Genomic DNA, 21,796 nt, shown 5'->3' with positions numbered 1-21,796 from the left:
ATTCCGGCTGATATGCACTTGAGGCAGGGCTTCCGTGCGCCCTGACCATGGGGCAAGGCGATCCTAGGAATCGACGCTCAGCGCCGCCCGCAGCTCGTCCGGGATCCGCACGGCCCGCCCTCCCCGGACGGCCGCGACCATGACGTCGGCCTTCACGAGCACCTCGTCGCCCCGGCGCACCTCCTGGGAGAGCGTCATGGACGCACCGCGCATCTCCTTCGGGCGGGTCACGATGGTGAGCACATCGTCCATGACGGCGCCGCCGAGGAAGTCGATGGCCATCTTGCGGACCACGAAGGCGAGCCCGCCCATATCCGCGTGGAGATCCGACTGCGCCACCTCGACGGCCCGCAGAAGCTCCGTACGTCCGCGCTCCATGAACCGGAGATAGCTCGCGTGATAGACGCGGGCCGAGAAATCCGTGTCCTCGTAATAGACGCGGATGGGGAGGATATGCGCGCCGTCCTGCATGAAGCCGGAGAGGTGAGAGCCGACTGGCCCTCTCCCCCCTTGTGGGGGAGAGCTGGAGAGGGGGGTACTGGCGCTTCGCTCCGAGAGGTTGGCGCCAACACCCCCCTCCCTACCCTCCCCCACAAGGGGGGAGGGAGCCTGGTCGCGCTTCTCACTCATCCCCGTCCCCGTTGAACAGCCCGAACTGCGCCGAGGTCTCGCGGGTCGGCTCAGGGATGCCGAGATGCTTGAAGGCGTGGGGCGTGAGGATGCGGCCGCGCGGGGTGCGCTGCACGAAGCCCTTCTGGATGAGATAGGGCTCGATGATGTCCTCGATGGCGTCGCGGGGCTCGGAAAGGGCCGCCGCGATGGTCTCGATGCCGACCGGGCCGCCGCCGAAGGAATTGGCGATCATGGTCAGGTATTTGCGGTCCATGAGGTCGAGGCCGATGGGGTCCACGTCGAGGAGGCGCAGGGACTTGTCGGCGAGGTCACGCGACACGGTCTGGACGCCCTCGACGATGGCAAAGTCGCGCACCCGGCGCAGCAGGCGCCCGGCGATGCGGGGCGTGCCGCGCGAGCGGCGGGCGATCTCGTTCGCCCCCTCCTCGCTCATGCCGAGGCCCAGCACCCGGGCGCCACGCCGCACGATCAACTCCAGCTCGTCGACGGTGTAGAATTCGAGCCGGATCGGGATGCCGAAACGGTCGCGCAACGGCGTGGTGAGCAGGCCCGCGCGGGTGGTGGCGCCGACGAGCGTGAATTTCGGCAGCTCGATCTTCACCGAGCGGGCGGCCGGGCCCTCGCCGATGATGAGGTCGAGCTGGTAATCCTCCATGGCCGGGTAGAGGATTTCCTCGACCGCCGGGTTGAGGCGGTGGATTTCGTCGATGAAGAGCACATCACGCTCTTCGAGGTTCGTAAGCTGCGCCGCCAGATCGCCCGCCTTCGCGATCACCGGGCCGGAGGTCGAGCGGAAATTGACCCCGAGCTCGCGGGCAACGATCTGCGCCAGGGTGGTCTTGCCTAGCCCCGGAGGCCCGACGAAGAGCACGTGATCGAGGGCGTCGCCGCGCGCCTTCGCGGCATCGATGAAGACCTGGAGGTTGGCCCGCGCGGCCTTCTGGCCCGTGAAATCGTCGAGCGAGAGCGGCCGGATCGACGCATCGACATCGTCCTCACGCTTTTCAGGGCTGAGCAGGCGGCGGGAATCGGTCAAAGAGGCTTACCTTCCAGAGGCTTCATAGTGGCGATGACGCTCTAATACGCCATTCTTAACAAGATCAAAACAGGAACATTGATGGGTCACGAAGTAGCTGCTTCAGTACCTTGAGCCAACCGTTTGCTGAGGATCCAGCAAATCAAGGTCGGGATCATGCACGCGGGCACAAAGACCATGAGAGCTTCTTGCCTGAAATAAGAGACACTCCCTCCCTGCCATCTGCCAACCAGTATGCTTATCAGTTTGGCTGAAGCCACTTCGAAACCGAGACCAATAGCTGTTCCAATCAGACTGACCCAAAACCATTCATGCCTGACCCTTCTGGCTTGAAGGAGCCTAACAGCACCGGCTGCAACAAAAGCAGGGATCAGACCAAAGAGATATGCGGATGGCACGCCGAACATGACGACGTCCAGCAACGCTCCCGGATACGGATATCCGCCGAGCAGAACGTTACCCGCACAAACACTCACAAATCCGATCAATGGGCCGAGAGCCACGAAGATGAGCCAGTGCATGGCCTTACCGAGCCAACTCCCGCAACCCCAGCCGGATGAGCGTCTTCGCCTCGGCCTCGTCGCCTGCCTGCTTCATGGCAGCAGCCACTGCGGCTGAGGCCTGGACCTGGGGATAGCCGAGATTGACCAGGGCCGAGATGGCGTCAGCCACCGGGGCGGGAGCGCTCTTGTCCTCCACCGCCCCGGTGAGGCGGATGAGGGCGGGATCGACGGGTGAGAAGGCGGGAGCCTTGTCCTTGAGTTCGGAGACGATGCGCTGGGCGAGCTTGGGGCCGACGCCGAGGCCGCGGGCGACGGAAGCCTTGTCGCCGGTGGCGATGGCGGTGGCGAGGCTGCCGGGATCGAGCACCGAGAGGATGCCCAGCGCCACCTTGGAGCCTACGCCCTGGACCGACTGGAGCAGGCGGAACCACTCGCGCTCGGAATCCGACCGGAAGCCGAACAGGCGGATCATGTCCTCACGCACATGGGTCTCGATCGACAGGGTCGCGGCCTCGCCGGTGGGCGGCAGGTTCTGGAGGGTGCGGGAGGAGCAATGGACCACATAGCCGACCCCATGCACGTCGAGGATCACGAAATCCTCGCCGTAGGAATCCACCACGCCTTTGAGTTTGCCGATCACGTTCGTCTTTGCTCCCGATAGCTCTCCTCCCCCTGTGGGGAGGAGTTGGAGTTGGAGGTGGGGGTGTGAGCGATAGCCTATGAAGGTCTGGCGCCGACACCCCCACCCCGGCTGCTTGCGCAGCCACCCCTCCCCACAAGGGGGAGGGAAACACCCGCTTTATTCTGCACCCGATCCCAGGCTCGGCTCCGCCGCCCTGGAACGACAGCCGTTCTTTTGTAACACCCTAATAGCTCGCCGCCAAAGCGCGGGCCTTGCGGTGGTGGGCATGGGCGATGGCGATGGCGAGCGCGTCGGCGGCATCCGCTTTCTTGAACTCGGCCTTGGGCAGCAGGATCCTGATCATGGCCTGGACCTGATCCTTCTCGGCGTGTCCCACGCCCACCACGGTCTTCTTCACCTGGTTGGCACCGTATTCCGCCACCGGCAGGCCATGCAGGGCCGGGACCAGCAGGGACATGGCGCGGGCCTGGCCGAGCTTGAGGGTCGCCTGGGCGTCCTTGTTGACGAAGGTCTCCTCGACGGACACTTCGTCGGGCGTCCAGGTCCGGATCACTTCGGTGAGGCGGTCGTGGAGCTGCTTGAGGCGGAGCGCCAGGTCGAGATCGCCGTCCGAGGTCACGACCCCGCAGGCCACGTAGGAAAGCTTCGTCCCCTCGACGGTGATGACGCCCCAGCCCGTGTTGCGCAGGCCGGGATCCAGGCCGAGGATTCGGACGCGTTCGGTCACTTTCTTTCTCCATCATCATGGCCGGATTCGATCCGGCCATCCACGCCATCACCGGTTAAGAAGACGTGGACGCCCGGGCCATGCCCGGGCACGACGCACAAAGAATATCACCCCGCCATCTTCTGCATCAGGGCGTCGGAGAGCTCGAAATTGCCGTAGACGCTCTGCACGTCGTCGTGCTCCTCCAGCGATTCCATGAGCTTCATGAGCTTTTCGCCGGTCTCGTCGTCGACCGCGACCGGGGTCTGGGGCTTCCAGACGAGCTTGGAGGCCTTGGGCTCGCCGAACTTGTCCTCGAGGGCCTTGGTCACCTCGTTGAGGGAGCCCTGGTCGCAATAGATCTCGTGGCCGTTCTCGGAGGAGACCACGTCGTCGGCGCCGGCATCGATGGCCGCCTCCAGCATGGCATCGGCATCGGCCACGTCGGGACCGAACTCGATATAGCCGACCCGGTCGAACATGAAGGAAACGGCGCCGGTTTCGGCCAGGTTGCCGCCGCTCTTGGTGAAGTAGGAGCGGATGTCCGAGGCCGTGCGGTTGCGGTTGTCGGTCATCGCCTCGACAATGATGGCCGCGCCGCCGGGGCCATAGCCCTCATAGCGGATCTCGTCGTAGTTCTCCGCGTCGCCGCCCGAGGCCTTGTTGATGGCGCGCTGGATGTTGTCCTTGGGCATGTTCTCGGCGCGGGCGGCCAGGATCGCGGCACGCAGGCGCGGGTTCATGTTGGGGTCGGGCATGCCCATCTTGGCCGCCACGGTGATTTCACGGGCGAGCTTGGAAAACACCTTGGAGCGCACGGCATCGACCTTGCCCTTGCGGTGCATGATATTCTTGAACTGTGAATGCCCGGCCATCGGGGCCTCCGAAACGTTCGGCCGAGGGCGGCTTGGGATCAAGCGCCCGTCAGGCCGGAAAAGTTGACGATGGCAGGCTTATAAGGCGGCGAAGGGCATCAGGCAAAGCCCTCTCGGCAAGATCGGAAAAATACCGGCCCGTTCTAGAACCCGAGCCAGGACGGCAGGTTGTGAATGGTCGCCAGGATCAGGTGGTAGGAAGCGCCCAGGACCGTGGCCGTATAGGCAAGTCCGGCCAGGCCGATGAGATACCCGACGATCAGCAGATAGCCGTCCTCTTCCATGATGGCGATGGACGCGATGACGAGCGCGATGGAAGGCGGGAAGTTGGTTCCGGGGAACGGGATCAGCACCGACACGGCAACCAGGAAGGCGAAGAACCCGACCACCCGGTCTCCGAAGGGGCCGAACAAGGGGAGCAAACGGGGTTTGCAGTAGCTCTCGAGCTTCTGGAGCTTCGGCTCCGCGATGTCGATGAGGCGCTTGAACTTCGCCGTGGAGACGCTGCGTCGCAGGATGAAGCCCGGCAGCCAGGGCCTCGTGTGGCCCAGCATCATCTGGATGCCGAAGATCAGGACCGGCGTGCCGACGATGCCGGCAATGCCGGGCGGGGCCGGGACGCAATTCGGCAGGGAGAACAGGATCAGCACGAAGCCGAAGGCGCGCTCGCCGAAGGCCTCGATGATTTCGCCAATGGAGATCGTCTCGCCCTTGGCCTCGTCGATCACGGCGCGCAGAACGGCGGAGGCGCTCTGGTGCTCGTGGGCGCGATGAAGCTCGCTTTCCTGGTGATAAAGGCCCTTTTTCGGCTCTGCCGTATCGGTATCCGCGTCCACCTTGTCCTCCGTAGCGCCAAGATGGGGACGATGTTGCACGAGATAAAGGGCGGCGCTTACCGGCACCCTGACCACACCCACACGTCATCACCGGCCTTGTGCCGGTGATCCCGATTGCATGAAGCGCGGCGCTTTTCCGTATCGGGATGGCCGGCACAAGGCCGGCCATGACGTCGGAGAGAGCCCCTCAATCCCAGAACCGTGGCCAGCTCTCCTCCAGGTTCGGCCCGAGCCGAACCGCCGCCACCCGCTTGGCGAGGCCGGTGCGGTCGTCCGTTTCGACCGCGATGCCGGACAGGGTGCCCTCGTTCAGGCCCGGCTCCAGGCGGGTGCCCGGCGTCTTCTGGATGAAGCGGCGGATCGCCTCCTCCTTCTGCATGCCGAGGACGGAATCGTAATCGCCGCACATGCCTGCGTCGGACATGTAGGCGGTCCCGCCCGCAAGCACCCGGTGATCGGCGGTCGGCACATGGGTGTGGGTCCCGACCACGAGGCTCGTCCGCCCGTCGAGATAATGGCCCATGGCCTCCTTCTCGCTCGTCGCCTCCGCGTGGAAATCGACGATGACGGCATCCGCCACCTGGCCCAGAGGACAGGTTTCGAGCTCCCGGTCGACGGCCGCGAAAGGATCGTCGAGAGCGTCCATGTAGAGCCGGCCCATCGCCTGCACCACGAGGACGCGTTGGCCTGAGCGGGTGTCGATCAGGTTGGCGCCCCGTCCCGGCGTTCCTTGCGGGTAATTCGCCGGGCGGATGAGCCTCGGCTGGCGCTCGATGAACACGAGCGTCTCGCGCTGGTCCCAGGAATGGTTGCCCAGCGTGATGGCATCGGCGCCGGCGCTCAGAATCTCGTCGCAGATCGTCTCCGTGATGCCGAAGCCGCCGGCGGAGTTCTCCCCGTTGATGACCACGCAATCGAGCTGCCAGCGGTCGCGCAAGCCCGGCAGGCGCTCGATCACCGCATTGCGGCCGGGCCGCCCGACGATGTCGCCGAGGAAGAGAAGACGCATGATGAATCCTTGACTAGGATACCGTCCGAATGAGTTCGGCTTCGGTGATGATAACGTCGAGGAGCCGGTCATGGGGTTCCACCGGCACCTCGTCGATCTCCTGAACCGCATAAGCTAGACCGATGGTCAAGACCGGATGCTGCGCTTCGAGCGCCGCGATGGCCCGGTCGAAATGCCCCTTGCCGTAGCCGATGCGCCCTCCCCGGCGGTCGAAGGCGACGAGTGGCACGATTAGCGCCTTGGGAAACACCTCCGGCGCGTCGGGGCCGGGCTCGCGCACGCCGAAGCCGCCTTTGACCAGCACGTCGCCGGGTTGCCATAAGCGCCAGCTCAAATGGGGGTGGAGGATCTGGGACAGGGCGACGTCCTGCCCGCGTTCGATCAGCGTCTCCATGAGAGGGCGCGGATCGACCTCGCTGCGGATCGGCCAATAGCCTCCGACGGGAGTGACGTCCTTCAAATCGGGAAAGCCGAGGGCGCTGGCGGCGATGCGCTGGGCGGCCTCGTCGCGGAACTCCCTGTCGAGGGCATCGCGGCGCGCGAGAACCTCGCTGCGCAGGCGCTCTTTCAGGGCGGGAGGGGAAGGAGATTGCATAGAGTGCGGAGCCACAGAAACCGTCGGAGAAGCGATCCCGGGAACCTACAAAGTAGGTGGGCGCCGTATGTCCCGGTCCACGGACCGGGTCAGGGACAGCTCCCTTCAGGATCGATAAGGCCCCGGGGAATATGAACTCCTAACGCGCCCCGCAGCCCCGCCTTCCCTATGTAGGGACGAGAAGGCCCGGGGGGAAGGGGAAAATTGCGCCTGGCCGGAGATCTTTGCGGCCCGGCTCGCGCAACGAGGAAACCCTTAGGGAAATTACGGAGTGGCGCGATGGGCGAAATGCGCTCAATCTGTTTTCGTGGGGGATGCGCCATCGCTCGATGGAGGAAACATGGCCCATCTGAAACGGAACAATTACAAAGAACTGTATCGTAAGGAGTGCACCGCCTCTCCCAGTATCGATTCCATGATGCGGGAAGTGCTGCACATGATTGGCAATATTGATTTCGAGTATCAGGTCGAATTGGACAAGGTCGAGAAGAACATGCCCGACCATGAATTGAAGGATTACATCAGGAGGAAGATCGAGACTGCCCATCGCGAAAAGCGGGAGCCCTACGTGGAGCTTCTGACCCAACTCCGGCAGCGCCAGCATCGTCTCTCGTTGAATTGAAGGTTTTCTCTCCTCCTTGAGAGAGGGATTCAGGGCAGGGGCGGAAAGTCAAAGTGCGGCACTCGATCAGTTCCGCCGGCTTTTGCCCCTACCACGTCATCACCGGCCTTGTGCCGGTGATCTCGCTTCTGGAGGGCGCGGCGCTTCACACAATCGGGATGGCCGACACAAAGCCGGCCATGACGGAAGGTCTCATCCGGTCGCACCTTGCCCCGCCCCATTCAGGCTGCGCGCCAGATCCTCGATCCGCTTGGCCGCCATCTGGACGCCCTCGGCGAGCCGCGACTCGATCCGCTCCAGGCGCTCGTCCCGGGAGGCGTTGATGCTGTTGAGCGCTGCGACCTCGGCCTCCAGCGCGGCGACCCGCCGTTTCGTCTCGTGCAGCTCGTCCGCCTGGGCGATGGCCGCCATGACGTGGAGGCGCAGATCGCCGATTTCGCCGAAGGCGGCGCGCATCTCCTCGATCCGGGCATCATAGGACGCCGCCAGACCTTCCAGATGCCCCTCCTCGCCCTCCGCGCAGGCAACGCGGTAGGTTTGCCCGGCAATCGTTATCGTCACCTGAGGCATGGCCTAGCCCTCCTCCGGCTCGAGCTGGCCGGCCTGGGCGAGGACGGTCTGGACGGCGCCGATGGCCTGGCGGACGCGCCGGCCGACATCGTCGGTCGCCGCCTCGAAGCGGTGGAGCCGGGTGAGCGCGCCGTCGAGTTCCACGGCCAGGCGGGCCCGATCGTCCTGCATGAGCTGGAGCTCGGTTTCCAGGGCGCCGCGCCGCCTGTCGGCCTCCAGGCGACGTGACACCGAGGCCTCCAGAAGGCCCAAGGCCATATCCAGCCGCTTCATCGCTTCCTCGAGTGTGGGCGCCATCATGCCTCCTGAATCGCCCACGACACTAACGCATCGTGCGGAAAAGTGGACCCGGTTTTCCGAACCTCCGATGCTCTCTTAAGGGGTTGGAGACCCAGGGCTGCCCCCACGCTCCAGGCGGGGATTACACCCCTCCGGTCTTTGACTCGCCTTGGCCGCGTGTTAAGGAGCCCACGCCTTTTCCAGACAGACCGCCCCGTCGCGGGGCCTCAAGCCTTGTGGATCTCGCCGTGCAAGATACCGTCTCCGCCGATCGCGTCACCCATTCCGATCTGGCGAACGCCGTGCGCGTCCTCGCCATGGACGCCGTCGAACAAGCCAAATCCGGCCATCCGGGCCTGCCCATGGGCGCCGCCGACATGGCAACGGTGCTGTTCACCAAGTTCATGAAATACGATGCCGCCGACCCGACCTGGCCGGACCGCGACCGGTTCATCCTCTCGGCCGGCCACGGCTCGATGCTGCTCTACGCCCTGCTCCACCTGACCGGCGTGAAGGGCATGACCATCGAGGAGCTGAAGAACTTCCGCAAGCTCGATTCCAAGACCCCCGGGCACCCGGAAAACTTCATGACCCCGGGCGTCGAGACCACCACGGGCCCGCTCGGCCAGGGCATCGCCACGGCGGTCGGCTTCGCGCTCGCCGAACGCATGCTGAACGCCGAATACGGCAGCGACCTCGTCGATCACCACACCTATGTGCTCGCCTCCGACGGCGACCTGATGGAAGGCATCAGCCATGAGGCCATTGCCCTTGCGGGCCACCTGAAGCTCAACCGGATGATCGTCCTGTGGGACGACAACGGCATCTCCATCGACGGCCCGCTCTCCATCTCGGACTCGGTCGATCAGGTGAAGCGCTTCCAGGCCTGCGGCTGGAATGCCGTGCGCGTGGACGGCCATGACCCGAAGGCCCTGCAGCGCGCCATTTCCCGCGCCCAGAAGTCGGACAAGCCGACCCTGATCGCGTGCAAGACCACCATCGGCTACGGCGCCCCCAAGAAGGCCGGCACCTCCAAGGCCCACGGCGAGCCCCTGGGCGCCGAGGAGCTGGCGGGCGCCAAGACGGCTTACGGCTGGGGCCATGCCCCCTTCGAGATCCCGGACAACATCCGCGACGCCTGGGCGAAGGCCGGCAAGAAGGGCCGCCGCCAGCGCAAGGCCTGGGAAGAGCGCCTGAAGGCGCTCGCGCCTGAGAAGCGCGCCGAGTTCGAGCGCCGGGTGAAGGGCGTGCGCCCCGCAGGCCTCGCCGACGCCGTCGCCAGGCTGAAGGACCGGCTCGTCGCCGAGCCGCAGAACGTCGCCACCCGCAAGGCCAGCGAGATTGCCCTCGAGGTGATCACCGAGGCCGTGCCGGAGCTGGTGCTCGGCTCGGCGGACCTGACGCCGTCGAACAACACCAAGACCAAGAACCTGACCGCCATCTCGCCGGGCAACTACGCCGGCCGCTATATCCATTACGGCATCCGCGAGCACGGCATGGCGGCCGCCATGAACGGCATCGCGCTCCATGGCGGCTACGTGCCGGCCGGCGCGACCTTCCTGGTCTTCACCGATTATGCGCGGCCTGCCATGCGCATCGCTTCGCTTGCCGGAATTCCGGCGGTCTACGTCATGACTCACGATTCCATCGGCCTCGGCGAGGACGGCCCGACCCACCAGCCGGTGGAGCACTTGGCCGCCCTGCGCTCCATGCCGAAGATGCGCGTGTTCCGCCCGGCGGACGCCATCGAAACGGCGGAAGCCTGGCAGATGGCCCTCGAGCGCACGGACGGCCCGACGACGCTCGCGCTCACCCGCCAGAACCTGCCGCAGGTCCGCAAGGACGGCGGTGCGCAGAACCGCTCGGCCACCGGCGCCTACGAGCTGTCGCCGGCCAGCGGCCCAGCCCGTGCCACCATCTTCGCCTCCGGGTCCGAGGTGGAGATCGCGCTCGCGGCCCAGAAGCTGCTGGAAGACCAGAGCTTCGCCGTCCGCGTCGTGTCGGTGCCGTCTCTCGACCTGTTCCTGGCCCAACCCGAGAAGGTCCGCCGGGAGATCATCGGCGATGCGCCGATCAAGGTCGCGGTCGAGGCCGCCGTGCGCTTCGGCTGGGATTCGGTCATCGGCCCCGACGGAATTTTCGTCGGCATGCATGGGTTTGGCGCCAGTGCGCCCTACAAGGACCTTTACAAGCACTTCGGCATCACTGCCGAGGCCGTGGCTGAAAAGGTTCTCCGGACACACAATCTCTGAGGCACGAGAAACCTGAGGCCTCGTTACACAAGGGAGCTAAGACTATGACGGTGAAGGTCGCGATCAACGGATTCGGTCGCATCGGACGCAACATCCTTCGCGGCATCGTGGAAAGCGGCCGCAAGGACATCGAGGTGGTTGCCATCAACGACCTCGGCCCGGTCGAGACGAACGCTCACCTGCTCCGCTTCGACTCCGTCCATGGCCGCTTCCCGGCCGACGTGCAGGTCGACGGCGAGTTCCTCGTCATCAACGGCCAGAAGATCCGCGTGACGGCGATCAAGGATCCGGCGACCCTGCCGCATCGTGAACTCGGCGTCGACATCGCCATGGAATGCACCGGCATCTTCACCTCGAAGGAGAAGGCCTCGGCGCATCTCACCGCCGGCGCCAAGCGCGTCATCGTGTCGGCTCCCGCCGACGGCGCCGACCTCACGGTCGTCTACGGCGTCAACCACGACAAGCTGACCAAGGACCACGTGGTCATCTCGAACGCCTCCTGCACCACGAACTGCCTCGCCCCCGTGGCGAAGGTGCTTCATGAGGCGGTAGGCATCGAGAAGGGCTTCATGACGACGATCCACTCGTACACCAACGACCAGCCCACGCTGGACCAGATGCACAAGGATCTCTACCGCGCCCGCGCGGCGGCCCTGAACATGATCCCGACCTCGACCGGCGCCGCCAAGGCGGTGGGCCTCGTCCTGCCGGACCTCAACGGCAAGCTCGACGGCTCCTCGATCCGCGTGCCGACCCCGAACGTCTCCGTGGTCGACTTCAAGTTCGTGGCCAAGAAGAACACCACGAAGGAAGAGATCAACGCGGCGATCAAGGCTGCGGCCGATGGCCCGCTGAAGGGCATCCTCGGCTACACCAACCAGCCGAATGTTTCCTCGGACTTCAACCACGACCCGCATTCCTCCGTGTTCCACCTGGACCAGACCAAGGTGATGGAAGGCAACTTCGTGCGCGTGCTGTCCTGGTACGACAACGAATGGGGCTTCTCGAACCGCATGGCGGACACCGCCGTCGCCATGGCGAAGCTCATCTAAGGGAGGCCGCTTCATGACCGCCTTCCGCACGCTCGACCAGGCCGACGTCAAGGGAAAACGCGTTCTCGTCCGGGTGGACCTCAACGTCCCGATGGAGAACGGCCGGGTGACGGATGCGACGCGCATCGAGCGCGTCCTTCCCACCATCCGGGAGATCGCCGACAAGGGTGGAAAGGTGATCCTTCTCGCCCATTTCGGACGCCCGAAGGGGCGCGATCTTAAAGAGTCCCTGAAGCCCGTCGCGGAGGCGGTCTCGAAGCACCTCGGAAAGACGATCGCCTTCGCCGATGACTGCATCGGCGAGGGTGCCGCCCAGGCCGTCGATGCCCTCAAGGACGGCGACGTGCTTCTTCTCGAAAACACCCGCTTCCACGCGGGCGAGGAGAAGAACGATCCGGCCTTCGTGCAGGAACTCGCGAAGCTCGGCGACCTCTACGTGAACGACGCCTTCTCGGCGGCGCACCGCGCCCACGCCTCGACCGAGGGCCTCGCCCGCGTGTTGCCCGCCTATGCGGGCCGCACCATGCAGCAGGAACTCGATGCCCTCACCAAGGGGCTCGAGGCGCCCAAGCGCCCGGTCGTCGCCATCGTGGGCGGCGCCAAGGTCTCGACCAAGATCGACCTTCTCGAAAACCTCGTGACCAAGGTCGATGCCCTCGTGATCGGCGGCGGCATGGCTAACACCTTCGTGCATGCGACAGGTCTCGGCATTGGCAAGTCGCTGGCCGAGAAGGATCTGGCGGCAACCGCCATGCGGATCATCGAGAAGGCGCGCGCCTCCAACTGCGCCATCATCCTGCCCGTGGACGGCGTCTGCGCCTACGAGTTCAAGGCCGGTGCGGTGAACCACACCTACGGCATCGACGCGATCCCCGAGGATCAGATGATCCTGGACGTGGGCTCGCAATCGGTGGAGCGCATCTCGGCCGCGATCAACGACGCGGCGACGCTGGTCTGGAACGGCCCGCTCGGCGCGTTCGAGATCGCGCCCTTCGACCAGGGCACGGTCGCGGCCGCGCGCCATGCGGCCCAGCGCACCCGGGAAGGCAAGCTCGTCTCCGTCGCCGGCGGCGGCGATACGGTGGCCGCCCTCAACCATGCTGGCGTTGCGGACGACTTCTCCTATGTATCGACGGCGGGCGGCGCCTTCCTCGAATGGCTCGAAGGCAAGTCGCTGCCCGGCGTGGAAGCGTTGCGGGCTTGAAGGAGTGTTCGCAGGCGAGGGAATTAACCCTTCCTCGCACGAGCACCATGTCCGAAAATTCGCTTAAGCTCAGGTTCAGTTTCGGCGCGCTTAAAACGACGCGCCCAATAAGGAGGACGAAATGGCACGCATCACCATGAGGCAGCTTCTGGATCACGCAGCCGAGCAAGGCTATGGCGTGCCTGCCTTCAACATCAACAACATGGAGCAGGCGCTCGCCATCATGGCGGCAGCCAGCGAGGTCGACGCGCCGGTGATCATCCAGGCGAGCCGCGGTGCGCGCTCCTACGCCAACGACGTCATGCTCAAGCACATGATGGACGCGGTGACCGAGATCTACCCGCACATCCCGGTCTGCGTGCATCTCGACCACGGCAACGAGCCCTCCACCTGTATGACGGCGATCCAGGCCGGCTTCACCTCGGTGATGATGGACGGCTCGCTCAAGGCCGACGGCAAGACCCCGGGCGACTGGGACTACAATGTGGGCGTCACCCGGAAAGTGGTCGAGATGGCCCATCTCGGCGGCATCTCGGTGGAGGGCGAGCTCGGCGTGCTTGGCTCCCTGGAGACCGGTGAAGGCGAGGCCGAGGACGGCCACGGCGCCGAGGGCAAGCTGTCGCACGACCAGCTGCTGACGAACCCGGACGAGGCCGTGAAGTTCGTGGCCGAGACCAAGGTCGACGCGCTCGCCATCGCCATGGGCACCTCGCACGGCGCCTACAAGTTCACCCGCAAGCCCGACGGCGCGATCCTCGCCATGCACGTGATCGAGGAGATCCACAAGAAACTCCCGAACACCCACCTGGTGATGCACGGCTCCTCCTCGGTACCGCAGGACCTGCAGGACATCATCAACCAGTACGGCGGCCAGATGAAGCCGACCTGGGGCGTTCCGGTGGAGGAGATCCAGCGCGGCATCAAGCACGGCGTGCGCAAGATCAACATCGACACCGACAACCGCATGGCGATGACCGGGCAGATCCGCAAGGTCCTGACCGAGAACCCGGGCGAGTTCGACCCGCGCAAGTATCTCAAGCCCGCCATGGAGGCGATGACGAAGCTCTGCAAGCAGCGCCTGCAGGAGTTCAACACCGCCGGCCAGGCCTCGAAGATCAAGCGCGTGTTCACCCTCGCCGAGATGGCCAAGCGCTACGCCTCCGGCGAGCTCGACCCGACCTTCGGCACGAGCCGTCAGGCGGCCGAGTAATCTGATCAGGCTTTCGCCTCAATCATGATCGACAAGCGGGGCCTCGCAAGATGGCCCCGTTTTCGTTATGGGAAGGCTGTCTTTCCTTTTTCGTGACATCAAGATCCATGGTCGACACCGCCGCCCGCCTCTACCTCGTCACCCCCGTCCTGGAGGATGCCTCCTTCGCACCGCGCCTCGCGGAAGCCTGCGGAACCGGTTCCGTCGCGGCCGTCCTGCTGCGCCTGGCCCCGGCCGATGAGCGGAGCCTGATCAATCATGTGAAGGCGCTCGCCCCCGCGGCTCAGGAGCACGGAGCGGCCGTGCTCGTCTCGTGCGAGGGCAAGGCGGATCTCGCGAATGTCGCCGCCCGGGGCGGCGCCGACGGCGTTCATGTGCCGGGCGATCCGGCCTTCGTGCGCGAACTGCGCGAGAGGCTGAAATCCGAGCGCGCCATCGGGGTCGGGGCGATCCGGACCAAGGATGACGCGATGACCCTGGGAGAGGCCGGGGCCGATTACCTGCTCTTCGGCGAGCCGCGTCCGGACGGCTCCCTCCCGACCCTGGAAAGCGTGGTCGAGCGCGCCGCCTGGTGGGCCGAGATCTTCGAGACGCCCTGCGTCGCCTATGCGCCGAGCCTCGACGCGGTCGAGACCCTGGCGTCCACGAATGCGGAATTCGTCGCCCTCGGCGATGCGGTCTGGAACCATGCGGACGGCCCCGCGGCCGCCGTAAAGGCAGCGACGGCGCTCCTGGAGCGGCAGGAGGCCTCGCGCTGATGCGCTCGTCCTGGATCCTCGGCGGTGTCCTTCTGGCGGCCTCCACGACGCTGAGCCATGCGGCGGCGCCGGATATCGCCTATGGCGCCTATCAGCGCGGCCTCTACCAGACGGCTTTCCGCGAGGCGAACCTGCGGCTGGAGAAGAACAAGAGCGACGCGGCCGCCATGACCCTCCTGGGCGAGCTCTACAACCAGGGCCTCGGCGTCGCCATGGATCCGAAGAAGGCCTCCGAATGGTACCGTCTGGCGGCGCAACGCGGCGATGCCAATGCGCTCGCTTCGCTGGGCCTCATGGCCATCGACGGGCGCGGCATGCCCAAGAACGCCGCGCAGGGCCGGGCCTGGCTCGAACAGGCGGCCGATAAGGGCAACGCCCTGGCCTCGCACAATCTCGCCCTGCTCCTGCTCACCAGCGGCAACGATGCCGACGTGCAGAAGGCCGTCGAGCTTTTGAAGAAGGCGGCCGCGGCCGAGATCCCGGACGCGCAGCACGCCCTCGGCGTTCTCTACCTCAAGGGCCGGGGCGTGGAGCGGAACTCCACCGAGGCCGCCCGCCTGTTCGAGCGCGCGGCCCGCAACGGCAGCTCGGTCGGCGAGGTGGAATACGCGATCCTGCTCTTCAACGGGGATGGAGTTCCGGCGAGCGAATCCCAGGCCGCGCGCTATTTCCGCCGGGCCGCCGCGAAGGGCAATGCCATCGCCCAGAACCGTCTGGCCCGCCTTCTCGTCGCCGGCCGCGGCGTTCCCGCCAACAAGGTCGATGGCGCAGCCTGGCACATTCTGGCCGCCGCCCAGGGCCTGGCCGATCCCTGGCTCGACGAGGCCTTCAAGGAGCTGAGCACCGAGGACCGCAAGCGCGCCGAAAAGCTCGCCGCCGAGCGGCTCGGCATGCGCTGAGCGCATGAACCCACGCTCCACGAGGGATCATTCGCGCCACTGCTCGGTTGACCACCGCTTGACGCAAACCCTCGCGTGGTTCATCGACCACACTTCATTTCAAAACCGCTCTTTGCCAGGACCCGCCCGATGATCCGTTCGCCCCTCATGACCGTCATGACCGATGCCGTGATGAAGGCTTCGCGCTCGCTCAAGCGCGATTTCGGCGAGGTCGAGAATCTGCAGGTCTCCCGGAAAGGCCCGGGCGACTTCGTCTCGGCGGCCGACCGCAAGGCGGAGAAGATCCTGCGCGAGGCGCTCGAGAAGGCCCGTCCCGGCTACGGCTTCGTCATGGAGGAGGAAGGCGTGGTCGAGGGCACGGACCCGAGCCATCGCTGGCATATCGACCCGCTCGACGGCACCACCAACTTCCTGCACGGCCTGCCGCAATTCGCCATCTCTGTCGGCCTGGAGCGCGACGGCCAGATCGTCGCCGGCGTGATCTACGATCCGGCCAAGGACGAGCTCTTCATCTCCGAGAAGGGCAAGGGCGCCTATCTCAACAACCGCCGCATCCGCGTGGCGGCCCGCACCGACGTGCCGGACGCCGTCGTGGCCTGCGGCCTGCCGCATATCGGCAAGGGCGACCACGGCCTGTTCCTTCGCGAGTGCGCCTCCGTCATGGCCAATGTGGGCGGCATGCGTCGCTGGGGCGCCGCCGCCCTCGACCTCGCCTACGTGGCCTGCGGGCGCTTCGACGCCTATTGGGAGCGTGGCCTGAATACCTGGGACATCGCCGCCGGCATTCTGATGATCCGCGAGGCGGGCGGCTTCGTGTCCGACGCCGACGGCGGCAGCGACCCGATGGCCAAGGGCTCCATCGCCTGCGGCAACGAGGTGATGCACCGCGAGCTGCTCAAGCTCCTGAAAAAGGCCAAGGGCTAAATCCCCGCGGTTCCCGCCGATATTTCTGTTCGTCCCGCCGAACTCTGCCATGGTCGCGCTTGATCCTTCGGACGGGCGCGGTCACATTGGTACAGCTCCGAAGCACCAATGCACAGGATAACGATGGCGGACCAACCCCTTACCCCACCGCGGATTTACCTGATCCGCATGGCGGTCTTCCTGGTTCTGGCAGGGTTTGTCGCCTTCATCCTCTACCGGCAGATATGGGCGGCCTTCCAGGCCAATCCGGGGCTGAATGCCCTGATTCTGGGCGTCATGTTCATCGGCATCGTGCTGGCCATCCGACAGGCTTGGCGGCTTTTCCCGGAGGTGCGCTGGGTCAACAGCCAACGCCAGGCCGACGAGGGCCTGGTCGCCCCCTCCCCGCCGGTCCTGCTGGCCCCCCTGGCGGCACTCCTCGGCAACCGCCCCGAGCAGGCCGGCTTTTCCGTCGCGGCGACCCGCTCGATCCTGGACTCCATCGGAGCCCGCCTCGACGAGAGCCGCGAGATCGTGCGCTATCTCGCGGGCCTCCTGGTCTTCCTGGGACTCCTGGGCACCTTCTGGGGCCTCATCGATACAGTCGGCTCGGTCGGGCGCATCATCTCGTCGCTCCGCACCGGCCAGGACACCGCCGTGCTCTTCGACGAGCTGAAGAACTCGCTCGCCGGCCCGCTCCAGGGCATGGGCCTGTCCTTTTCGGCCTCCCTGTTCGGCCTCGCAGGCTCCCTCGTCCTCGGTTTCCTCGACCTCCAGGCCGGCCAGGCCCAAAGCCGCTTCTACACCGAGCTGGAGGACTGGCTTGCCGTCTCGACCCTGGACACGCCCACCGACACCGCCCTGCGCTCCGGCACCTCGAACGACCTGACCGTGGCGCTGAACCGTCTCACCGCCGCCGTCAATGACGGCGCGGGCGGCCGGGCCGCGACCCAGGCCATGGCCAACCTGGCCGAGGGCGTCCAGGGTCTCGTCCAGCACATGCGGGCCGAGCAGCAGATGATCCGCGACTGGGTCGAGGCTCAGGCGGCGCGCGAGAAGGAGCTGAAGCAGGTGCTCGACCGCATCTCCCGTGAAAGGCTGCCCTGATGCCGGTTTCGAGCGCGGGAGGACGACGGCGGGGACGCAGCAGTCAGATCAATTACTGGCCGGGCTTCGTGGACGCCCTGTCGACCCTGCTTCTGGCGATCATCTTCCTGATCTCGGTCTTCACCGTCGGCCAGTTCTTCCTGTCCCGGGAACTCTCGGGCCGCGACACGGTCCTCGACCGCCTGAACCGGCAGATCGCCGAACTGACCGATCTGCTCTCCCTGGAGCGCTCGAACCGGCGCACCATCGAGGACACGGTCACGTCCCTGCAGACGACGCTGCGCGCCAACGAAGCCGAGCGGGCGCGCCTGCAGGGCCTTCTCGACAGCGGCGGCGCCGCGCAGGCCCAGGCGCAGGAGCTGGGCACGCAGCTCGAAACCGAGCGGCAGAACACCGGCCGGGCCCTGAGCCAAGTCGAGATCCTGAATCAGCAGATCGCCGCCATGCGCCGCCAGCTCGCGGCCCTGGAGGAGGCGCTCGCGGCGTCAGAGAACCGGGACAAGGAAAGCCAGGCCCGCATCGCCGATCTCGGCAGCCGCCTCAACGTGGCCTTGGCCCAGCGGGTGCAGGAGCTGGCGCGCTACCGGTCTGACTTCTTCGGCCGCCTGCGGCAGATCCTCGGCACCCGGCCGGACGTGCGCATCGTCGGCGACCGCTTCGTGTTCCAATCCGAGGTGCTCTTCCCGGCCGGCCAGGCGACCCTGCGGCCGGAAGCCTCCGGCGAGATCGACCGCATCGCCTCCGCCCTCATCGAGCTGGAGCGCCAGGTGCCGCCGGACATTCCCTGGGTGATTCGCGTCGACGGCCACACCGACCAGCGCCCCATCGCGACGTCGCAATTCCCGTCGAACTGGGCCCTGTCCTCGGCCCGCGCCATCGCCGTCGTGCAGGCTCTGATCGCCCGGGGCGTCCAGCCCCAGCACCTCGTCGCCGCCGGCTTCGGCGAGTTCCAACCCCTCGACAACGGCACCACCGAAGAGGCCTATGCCCGCAACCGGCGCATCGAGCTGAAGCTGACGGAGCGGTAGTCTCTACCCCTTCCCCAAGGCCTGCGCGACGTCGTGGACCTGATCGCCGACGCGGCGGATGGCTTCCACGACCTGTCGGCGCGGGACGTTCCAGCGGTCGGACCAGTACTGGAGATCCCACGGCTCGAGGATATTGATGCGGGTCGAGTCCTGCGGATGTCTCCTGCTGACGCCCATGCCTGCGTTCCCGGCCTGTCCCAAGGGTGGCTTCAAAGCAACGCAACGGTTTCGGGTCACATGGGACGGACGGGCCAGATGTCAGCCCATGCCGGTGCATCAATTTGAGGCAGCGCCTATTCCGCCGCCTCGTGACGTTCCTCGGCGTTCGTGAACTGGAGGCGGGCCAGGCGGGCATAGAGGCCGCCCTGGGCAAGAAGCGTCTCGTGGGTGCCCTCCTCGACGATCACGCCCTTGTCCATGACCAGGATGCGGTCGGCGGACCGGACCGTGGCGAGGCGGTGGGCGATGACCAGGGTGGTGCGGCCTTCCATCAGCCGGTCCAGGGCCGTCTGGACCTTGCGCTCGCTTTCCGCATCGAGCGCCGAGGTCGCCTCGTCGAGGAGCAGGATCGGGGCATCCTTCAGGATCGCGCGGGCAATCGCCAGACGCTGGCGTTGCCCGCCCGAGAGCGTCACGCCGCGCTCGCCGATCATCGTCCGGTAGCCTTCCGGCATCGCCTGGATGAAGCCGTCGGCGGAGGCGAGCTCGGCGGCGCGCAGGACCTCGGCCTCCGTGGCATCGGGGCGCCCGTAGCGAATGTTGTCGAGGACGGAGGCCGCGAAGATCGTCGGCTCCTGCGGCACGAGAGCCATGCGGGCACGCAGGGCCGAGGGATCGGCTTCCTGGACCGCAACCCCATCGACCCGGATCGTGCCGCTTTGCGGATCGTAGAAGCGCAAAAGCAGCTGCAGGATCGTGCTCTTGCCTGCCCCCGAGGGGCCGACGATTGCGACCCGCTCGCCGGAGTTCACCGAGAAGCTCAGGCCGTGGATCGCGCGCTGGTCGGCGCGGGTCGGATAGGAGAAGTGCACGTCCTCGAACGTCACCGTGCCGAGCGGAGGCTCCGGCAGGGATTTGGGATTCTGCGGCCGCTCGATGGCGGGCTTGGCCGCGAGGATCTCGCCGAGGCGTTCCGCCGCGCCGGCCGCCTGGGCGAGTTCGCCGTAGACCTCGGAGAGCTGGCCGAGGGAGCTTGCGGCGAAGACCGCGTAGAGCACGAATTGCGACAGGCGCCCGCCCGTCATCTGCCCGGCCAGCACGTCCTGCGCGCCGTACCAGAGCACGCCGACCACGCTCGCCGACACCAGGAAGATGCCGGCCCCGGTCAGGAAGGCCCGCATGGTGGTGGAGAGCCTCGCCGCGTCGAAGGCCTCTTCGGCGGCAGCCGTGAAGCGGGCGGCCGTGAGGCTTTCCATGCCGAAGGCCTGCATGGTCCGCACGGCCCCGATCGCCTCCGCTGCATAGGCCGAGGCATCGGCGAGCCGATCCTGCGCCGCCCGCGAGCGCCGCCGCACGGCGCGGCCGGAGAAGACCAGGGGCAGGACGATGACGGGAATCGCGAGAAGTACGAGCGCCGAGAGCTTCGGGCTCGTGATGATCATGAGGACGGTGGCGCCGAGAAAGAGAAAGAGATTGCGCAGGGCGATCGAGATGCTGACCCCGAAGGCCGCCTTGACCTGGGTGGTGTCGGCGGTGAGCCTGGAGACGATCTCGCCGCTCTTGGTCTGGTCGAAGAAGGCGGGATCGAGCGAAGTCAGGTGCCGGAACACGGCGGAGCGCAGATCGGCCACCACCCGCTCGCCGAGGGTGATGACGCAGTAATAGCGCAGGGCGCTGGCCAGGGCGAGGATGCCCACCACCACGACCAGAAGGACGAAATAGGCGCTGATGTAGGCCCGCCCCTGTTCCGAGAAGCCGAAATCGATGACCCGCCGCACTGCAATCGGCACGACGAGCGTGGCTCCCGAAGCCACGGCGAGCGCCGCCAGCGCCGCCGCGATCCGCCCCTTGTAGGCCAGGCCGTAGGGAATGAGCGGCTTCAGGGCGCTGAGCGCGGCCTTGGGGCGGGTCTGCTCTTGGGAATGATCGGCCATGACACCTTGCGTTTTACGGAATCGCCACGAGGGGCGGTTTAGCACCTTTGCCCCGGCTTGTTTCAAGGTCTTAAGTGAGGTATAGGCGCGCATTCATCAATTCAGGCTCGATCTCAACATTGCGGGCTGACCAGATCTGGCTGGCCGCAACAAGGACTATGGCAATGGCGCGCAAAGAAACCGATCATCCCGATTACCACTTCATCAAAGTGGTCATGACCAACGGCACCGAGTACACGACCCGCTCGACCTACGGCAAAGAGGGCGACACCCTCAACCTCGACATCGACCCGAACACCCATCCGGCGTGGACCGGCGGTACGCAGCAGCTGCTCGACCGCGGCGGCCGCGTGTCGCGCTTCAACTCGAAGTTCGGCGGCCTGGGCCTCGGCGGCAAGAAGTAAGTCGTCCTTCGGACCGGAATCAAAAAGCCCCGCTTCGGCGGGGCTTTTTCTTTGGCCGTTGTCGGAAAGCTGCCTCAGGCAGCCTCCCTGACGACAGGCTCATCAAGAGCCTTCAGGGTGCGGATCTCGCGCAGGAGCTCCCGGTTCAGAAGCTCCAGCGAGCGCAGGCGCTCCTCCATCTCGTCGATGGTGCGGTTGCCCGTGTTCTGCAGCAGGAACACCATCAGGAAGGTGCAGATCGTGGTGCCTGTATTGATCACGAGCTGCCACGTATCGGAGAACTGGAAGACAGGGCCGGAGATGGCCCAGACAGCCACGAGCAGGCAGGCCGCCATGAAGGCATAGGGGCTGCCCAGGTTGTCGGAAATCCATTCGGACAGGATTTCGAAACGGTTCGTGATGAACTTTTTCATGGAACTCTCCTCGCGACCAGCCGCCACGGGCCCGATCGCAGGAGAGCTGAGCGATCAGTCTTCTGCGCGAACCCGAGACGGCATGGTCTTTCGACTGTCGCTAGACATGTGTTGCATATCCTTGGGTTGACGGCACAAGAGCGGCCGACAGGTTAGGTGTAGCCCT

Annotated in this window: 25 protein-coding genes and 1 other RNA gene; 11 read left to right on the top strand and 15 right to left on the bottom strand. The window is 66.0% G+C overall.

What is annotated here, in order from left to right; genetic code table 11:
* Positions 1-63: 63 nt before the first annotated feature.
* The 10 genes from ybgC to ssrS form a co-directional block, all read right to left on the bottom strand.
* The gene (ybgC, locus tag DDF70_RS16675; RefSeq protein ID WP_114945987.1) at positions 64-471 is read right to left on the bottom strand and encodes a tol-pal system-associated acyl-CoA thioesterase; all 408 of its coding nucleotides are present in this window, start codon (positions 469-471) and stop codon (positions 64-66) included.
* A 151-nt stretch (positions 472-622) separates the two neighbouring features.
* Positions 623-1,669 carry a Holliday junction branch migration DNA helicase RuvB gene (gene ruvB, locus DDF70_RS16670; protein ID WP_114945986.1) on the bottom strand — a complete coding sequence of 349 codons (1,047 nt, stop codon included), beginning with the start codon at positions 1,667-1,669 and terminating at the stop codon, positions 623-625.
* 86 nt (positions 1,670-1,755) lie between these two features.
* A complete protein-coding gene (locus DDF70_RS16665; protein ID WP_114945985.1) occupies positions 1,756-2,190 on the bottom strand; it encodes a hypothetical protein in 435 nt (144 codons plus the stop codon).
* 4 nt (positions 2,191-2,194) lie between these two features.
* Positions 2,195-2,812, bottom strand: a complete 618-nt coding sequence (gene ruvA, locus DDF70_RS16660; RefSeq protein ID WP_114945984.1) for a Holliday junction branch migration protein RuvA — start codon at positions 2,810-2,812, stop codon at positions 2,195-2,197.
* Between the two features lie 226 nt (positions 2,813-3,038).
* Positions 3,039-3,542 (bottom strand): crossover junction endodeoxyribonuclease RuvC, encoded by a 504-nt coding sequence (gene ruvC, locus DDF70_RS16655; RefSeq protein WP_114945983.1) that lies wholly within the window; start codon positions 3,540-3,542, stop codon positions 3,039-3,041.
* Between the two features lie 107 nt (positions 3,543-3,649).
* Positions 3,650-4,396 carry a YebC/PmpR family DNA-binding transcriptional regulator gene (locus tag DDF70_RS16650; RefSeq protein WP_114945982.1) on the bottom strand — a complete coding sequence of 249 codons (747 nt, stop codon included), beginning with the start codon at positions 4,394-4,396 and terminating at the stop codon, positions 3,650-3,652.
* A gap of 143 nt (positions 4,397-4,539) precedes the next feature.
* On the bottom strand, positions 4,540-5,232 hold the full coding sequence (locus DDF70_RS16645) for an exopolysaccharide biosynthesis protein (protein WP_162820453.1): 693 nt from the start codon (positions 5,230-5,232) through the stop codon (positions 4,540-4,542).
* Positions 5,233-5,419: 187 nt separating this feature from the next.
* Positions 5,420-6,241, bottom strand: coding sequence for a TIGR00282 family metallophosphoesterase (locus DDF70_RS16640; RefSeq protein ID WP_114945980.1), 822 nt, complete (start codon positions 6,239-6,241; stop codon positions 5,420-5,422).
* 13 nt (positions 6,242-6,254) lie between these two features.
* Positions 6,255-6,836 carry a 5-formyltetrahydrofolate cyclo-ligase gene (locus tag DDF70_RS16635; RefSeq protein ID WP_114945979.1) on the bottom strand — a complete coding sequence of 194 codons (582 nt, stop codon included), beginning with the start codon at positions 6,834-6,836 and terminating at the stop codon, positions 6,255-6,257.
* A gap of 4 nt (positions 6,837-6,840) precedes the next feature.
* A non-coding RNA gene (ssrS, locus tag DDF70_RS16630) (6S RNA) lies at positions 6,841-6,997 on the bottom strand.
* Positions 6,998-7,176: 179 nt separating this feature from the next.
* Here ssrS and DDF70_RS16625 point away from each other — a divergent pair.
* The gene (locus tag DDF70_RS16625; protein WP_114945978.1) at positions 7,177-7,458 is read left to right on the top strand and encodes a hypothetical protein; all 282 of its coding nucleotides are present in this window, start codon (positions 7,177-7,179) and stop codon (positions 7,456-7,458) included.
* A gap of 192 nt (positions 7,459-7,650) precedes the next feature.
* On the opposite strand, the gene DDF70_RS16620 is transcribed toward DDF70_RS16625, so the two are convergent.
* On the bottom strand, positions 7,651-8,028 hold the full coding sequence (locus DDF70_RS16620; protein WP_114945977.1) for a cell division protein ZapA: 378 nt from the start codon (positions 8,026-8,028) through the stop codon (positions 7,651-7,653).
* 3 nt (positions 8,029-8,031) lie between these two features.
* On the bottom strand, positions 8,032-8,328 hold the full coding sequence (locus tag DDF70_RS16615; RefSeq protein WP_322883771.1) for a DUF4164 domain-containing protein: 297 nt from the start codon (positions 8,326-8,328) through the stop codon (positions 8,032-8,034).
* A gap of 227 nt (positions 8,329-8,555) precedes the next feature.
* Here DDF70_RS16615 and tkt point away from each other — a divergent pair, with 227 nt between their 5' ends.
* From tkt to DDF70_RS16570, 9 genes are all read left to right on the top strand, one after another.
* Complete coding sequence (tkt, locus tag DDF70_RS16610; RefSeq protein WP_114946029.1) at positions 8,556-10,559, top strand: transketolase; 2,004 nt, start codon at positions 8,556-8,558, stop codon at positions 10,557-10,559.
* 44 nt (positions 10,560-10,603) lie between these two features.
* Positions 10,604-11,611 carry a type I glyceraldehyde-3-phosphate dehydrogenase gene (gap, locus tag DDF70_RS16605; RefSeq protein ID WP_009763425.1) on the top strand — a complete coding sequence of 336 codons (1,008 nt, stop codon included), beginning with the start codon at positions 10,604-10,606 and terminating at the stop codon, positions 11,609-11,611.
* A 13-nt stretch (positions 11,612-11,624) separates the two neighbouring features.
* Positions 11,625-12,815: a phosphoglycerate kinase gene (locus DDF70_RS16600; RefSeq protein WP_114945976.1), complete on the top strand. Its 1,191-nt coding sequence runs from the start codon at positions 11,625-11,627 to the stop codon at positions 12,813-12,815.
* A gap of 121 nt (positions 12,816-12,936) precedes the next feature.
* Positions 12,937-14,025 carry a class II fructose-bisphosphate aldolase gene (fba, locus tag DDF70_RS16595; protein WP_114945975.1) on the top strand — a complete coding sequence of 363 codons (1,089 nt, stop codon included), beginning with the start codon at positions 12,937-12,939 and terminating at the stop codon, positions 14,023-14,025.
* A 107-nt stretch (positions 14,026-14,132) separates the two neighbouring features.
* Entirely contained in the window at positions 14,133-14,783 is a 651-nt protein-coding gene (locus DDF70_RS16590) for a thiamine phosphate synthase (RefSeq protein WP_114945974.1), read from the top strand.
* Entirely contained in the window at positions 14,783-15,682 is a 900-nt protein-coding gene (locus DDF70_RS16585; protein ID WP_114945973.1) for a tetratricopeptide repeat protein, read from the top strand. The genes DDF70_RS16590 and DDF70_RS16585 overlap by 1 nt, the downstream gene beginning before the upstream one ends.
* 129 nt (positions 15,683-15,811) lie before the next feature.
* The gene (locus DDF70_RS16580) at positions 15,812-16,606 is read left to right on the top strand and encodes an inositol monophosphatase family protein (protein WP_114945972.1); all 795 of its coding nucleotides are present in this window, start codon (positions 15,812-15,814) and stop codon (positions 16,604-16,606) included.
* A 123-nt stretch (positions 16,607-16,729) separates the two neighbouring features.
* A complete protein-coding gene (locus tag DDF70_RS16575) occupies positions 16,730-17,692 on the top strand; it encodes a flagellar motor protein MotA (protein WP_114945971.1) in 963 nt (320 codons plus the stop codon).
* Complete coding sequence (locus tag DDF70_RS16570) at positions 17,692-18,720, top strand: peptidoglycan -binding protein (RefSeq protein WP_114945970.1); 1,029 nt, start codon at positions 17,692-17,694, stop codon at positions 18,718-18,720. The genes DDF70_RS16575 and DDF70_RS16570 overlap by 1 nt, the downstream gene beginning before the upstream one ends.
* Before the next feature lie 3 nt (positions 18,721-18,723).
* Here the strand turns inward: DDF70_RS16570 and DDF70_RS16565 are convergent, their stop codons facing one another.
* Both DDF70_RS16565 and DDF70_RS16560 read right to left on the bottom strand, forming a co-directional pair.
* Entirely contained in the window at positions 18,724-18,897 is a 174-nt protein-coding gene (locus tag DDF70_RS16565; RefSeq protein ID WP_114945969.1) for a DUF3606 domain-containing protein, read from the bottom strand.
* A gap of 116 nt (positions 18,898-19,013) precedes the next feature.
* Positions 19,014-20,813 (bottom strand): ABC transporter transmembrane domain-containing protein, encoded by a 1,800-nt coding sequence (locus tag DDF70_RS16560; RefSeq protein WP_114945968.1) that lies wholly within the window; start codon positions 20,811-20,813, stop codon positions 19,014-19,016.
* 164 nt (positions 20,814-20,977) lie between these two features.
* Between DDF70_RS16560 and rpmE the strand changes: the two genes are divergently transcribed.
* Positions 20,978-21,217, top strand: a complete 240-nt coding sequence (rpmE, locus tag DDF70_RS16555) for a 50S ribosomal protein L31 (protein WP_170316086.1) — start codon at positions 20,978-20,980, stop codon at positions 21,215-21,217.
* A 74-nt stretch (positions 21,218-21,291) separates the two neighbouring features.
* Here rpmE and DDF70_RS16550 read toward each other — a convergent pair whose 3' ends face one another.
* Positions 21,292-21,630 carry a low affinity iron permease family protein gene (locus DDF70_RS16550; RefSeq protein WP_114945966.1) on the bottom strand — a complete coding sequence of 113 codons (339 nt, stop codon included), beginning with the start codon at positions 21,628-21,630 and terminating at the stop codon, positions 21,292-21,294.
* Positions 21,631-21,796: the final 166 nt, after the last annotated feature.

This window comes from Microvirga calopogonii, assembly GCF_003347665.1.
GTDB lineage: Bacteria > Pseudomonadota > Alphaproteobacteria > Rhizobiales > Beijerinckiaceae > Microvirga > Microvirga calopogonii.
This window is presented reverse-complemented; position numbering and strand designations above follow the sequence as displayed.